Origin of the sequence: Hymenobacter terrenus (assembly GCF_000972495.1) — a bacterium.
In the GTDB taxonomy this organism is placed as follows: Bacteria; Bacteroidota; Bacteroidia; order Cytophagales; family Hymenobacteraceae; genus Hymenobacter; species Hymenobacter terrenus.
Genome location: NZ_LATM01000076.1, coordinates 1 through 3,712 on the forward strand (window position 1 = coordinate 1; position 3,712 = coordinate 3,712).

Genomic DNA, 3,712 nt, shown 5'->3' on the forward strand with positions numbered 1-3,712 from the left:
GGGCGTGCCGCGGGTGATGCCGAGCACGCGCAGGTAGCGGCCGGTACCGCTCAGGCCGGTCAACTCATTGACCAAGGCCGTGTTGCCCGTGACGCTGCGCAGGTCGGTCCAGCCCGTGCTCAGGCTCGGGTCGTTGCTGATTTGCACTTTGTAGTCTTTGCCGTAGGCGCCCTCCCAGACGAGCTTGACGCGGCTGATGCTAAAGCTGGCGCCGAGGTCGACGTAGAGCCACTGGTCGTTGCTGAAGGCGCTCGACCAGCGGCTGCTGCCGTTGCCATCCACGGCGTTGGCCCCACCCAGGGGGGTGTCCTGCGTAGAAGAGGTGGTGGTAGGCTTGCCCAGCGCCAGGTTACCCGTCGGGGTGGTGGGTGGCGTGGTGGGGCCAGCTACCCGATATAAGGCACTGGCCGGAATCAGCGTCTTGGCGAGGCCCGGCCCAGCGTAGCTTACACTTAACTGCTGACCGCCCCATTGCTGAAAGAAGGTAGCCGTCAGGGCGTGCTTGCCAGCTTTGAGGCCAATGGTGCCGGACTTCTCCTGGTTTGCGTGCAGGCCATCATTGTTGACCACTTCGGTCGAGCCGATCAGCAGCTTGCTGCCGTCATCCGAAGAGGTGTAGAAGGTGTACTCACCATCGGTGGGGACGTCGACGTAGCCCGTGTACTGGAAGCCAAACTTATTCTCACGTTTTCTGGGGGCTAGGTCAAAGGTGGTGACCGTGCCGGTGCCGGCCGGCGACAAGGAGCTGAACGCTGGCAACACCGACCAGTCGCCTTCGAAGTAGCCGTAATTCAAACCATTAACCGTGTTAGTAGGATTATCCGCTGGGCGTAGCGTTGCGTTGCTGGTTCCGGCCACAACAATGTTGATAGGGGAGGAGATAGTAGTTGAACCACTGTTATCCGTCGCTTTAGCAACCAGGCTGTAGGTGCCACCAACCACATTGGTCCAGCTGAAGCTGAAAGGGCTTGTGGTATCTTCTCCGAGCTTGGTAGCTCCCTGGAAGAATTCTACTTTGGAAATGCTGCCATCGCTATCAACCGCGTTAGCATTGATAGTAACCGTAGCTCCTGCTGCAAAGCTGGCGTTGTTGGCCGGGCTTGTGATAGCAGCAGTGGGCGCACTTCCGGTGCTGGGTGTCGTTACTACTGCAGCCAGATAATCAAACGAGAAGCCGCCTGCTTCAGCGACACAACGTAAGGTGTGAGGACCATCGGATAGTTCCCCGGAGTCCCAAACCTTATAGCCGGGACGGTTAACCGCAACGGGCAACTGGCGACCGAAGACTTTTACGTTGTCGAGGTAAATAGACCAGTTCTGACCGTCGCCACCTATCAAGTTGGTGTATGTCGTGACGCGCGTGCCATGGAAGGAATAACTCATCATTCCTCCATCAGCAATCCATACGGCTGTTCCTTCGGACGAAGTGCTGTTGGTTTCGCTTTGAATTCGGCCGCCCGAGTAGGTAACCAGCGGGCTTTTATCTTCAACAATATTGATTGAGCCAACGCTTATTCTGCGCTCATCGCTAGTGGTAACCGAATTGTCGCTAGCCGTCATCTTGGCCGTGACAGTATAAAGACCGTTGGTGCTCGCTGGCCAGGATATAGCATATGGGGCCGAATTATCTTTCCCAACAGAAGCTCCGTTGATAAAGAACTCGACGCTGCTAATCGTTTTCCCCGACGCCGCGCCGGCAGCAGCAGCAATATTGACAGTGCTGCCTTTGGGAGTTAGGGTCGCCAAGCCTGGGCTGGTCAATTCAACCCAATTGTAATTGAGCCGCACAGCCTTTTGTGCATCGTACAGCGACGCCGGGCTAACTGCGGCACCATTCGACTCGTTATACCCCCAATTGACGTTCAGATCAGCGGTTTGCCTGTTCTTCGCTAGGTCAGTATAATAAACAGGGTGCCCGTCTTTGGAACGTACCCCGGCTGCGACAAAACCAGGAGCGTTGTAGGCGAAATAAGCCGTGACATCAACATAAACATCCTGGGGCTTCTTGGTGTACGGGCTTGTTGTTCCCATCTTCCAGTTCCAAGCCGTGAAACCAGTTCCGTGGTTAGGCGGAACTTGCTTCGAGTCGCCACCGCCGGCTCCCACGCAACCAGTAATATTATCGAACAGGTTATAAATGCCGTAGACACTGCCGTGCAGATCAACGGCGGCCGTGTCGCTGGCTGCGCAATTCTTAAACACGTTGCCAACTCCGCCTTCTATCGCGAAGGTGTGAAATTGTTTCGCCCCCCACAGGTTCAGAAACAAGTTGCGCGATGGAGTGCCGGCTAATTGATAGCCAAAATGGCCTTCCCCACCAGCAATAGAGCAATCGTAGATGGTGCAATTTTTCGAATCGCGGAGTAGAACGGCCGAAGTAGTTCCTTCCTGAACCACGTTGTGCATCCAGCCATCTTCAACCCAGTCGAAGCGGACGTGATTGTAGCCATAGTCTGCCGCGGCCCCGTCATGGTGAACAAAGGGCTTTGGGGTAACCATTTTCAGGTAGATATTTTCCAGGCCAACCTCCCGGATAATGGGGTGCTCGGTAGGCCACAAAGTTGGCGACCAGGCTGACCTCAACTCCATCAGAATGGGGTTGTCAATGGTGATTTGGTTGCCAGACACCGCCAGGATTCGGACTATCTGCCGGTATTTCATGGCGATGTAATCGGTGCCCGTCGCTGCTGGGCGCGTACCATAAGAGGGGCTGCCTGGCGACATCTCTCTAACCAGGCTTTTGTCGGGGTCGGCTTCGGTAATGGTGTAGGTTCCGCCAACTTTGAGCTTGGAGGCATCTGCCACCGTGAGCACCGTCGACAAACGGGGGGCAGCGCTGAAGGTAGTGAGAGGAACAGTAGATGAGTATTTCGAATTTGGATACCACAGCTCCTGTTCCCAGTGCATATCAACTGAGCTGAAGCTGAAGAAATTGGGAAGCTTCACCGTAGTCCATCCCTCGGTTTCGCTACGAACATCATTGGCCTTGTGGTCGTGCAAGACCGTACCAGTGGCTTTGTTATTTCCTGCCCCCCGAATAACCACATTGCTGGCCCAGATTCTAACGTTCGGGTTATTTACCGGCGAATTAACATCGAAGTCAAACGTGCCGGCCGGAAATTGAACTACACCGCCTCCGTTTCGGCATGCGGCATCAACTGCTTTTTGAATGGCGACGATATCATCTTTGCCATCGTTGGCAATTGCCCCATAGTCGGTGACGTTGAATATTGGGCCCGTCATCACCGGGGGTAACCCTTTGCCACCATGGTAGCCCGCATAGGAGTAATCAATTAACTTGGAGGTCGAAGGATTGCTTAGCCAATCGGTGTAGATACGGGCTGTACTTTGAGCATGTGCTATGTGTGCTAGCCCTGGCAGTAAGAGTGTTAATAACAGAGAGGAAGTTTTTTTCATAGTTGTTCTTTTGGGGTTAGGATGAATGAATTGCGCGCTGACAATGAGAGGGCTGTCGTTGCTGCTGCTAATCGGTGATTGAGAATTTTGACCCAACCACCAAGAGTAATCAGATAAGCCCGATGCTCATGTTTCCGAGTAATTAGCGGGCTGAAGACATGGAAGGAAAAAGAGGAGTCTCCTCCTTTCCTTCCATGTCTTATAGCTGCATTGGGGGCGCTGACTATAGCCCTTAATTCTTGTTAACTTTCACCGTGTGTACACCATCAGCCGCGCGGACTTTCAAGCTGTAAAA

General features: G+C 54.1%; 1 protein-coding gene. It reads right to left on the reverse strand.

All coding sequences use genetic code 11. From position 1 onward, the window contains the following. The coding region (locus WX88_RS26385) for an Ig-like domain-containing protein (protein ID WP_197076989.1) at positions 1 to 3,243 on the reverse strand (3,243 nt) is incomplete at its 3' end. Between the last annotated feature and the right edge of the window lie 469 nt (positions 3,244 to 3,712).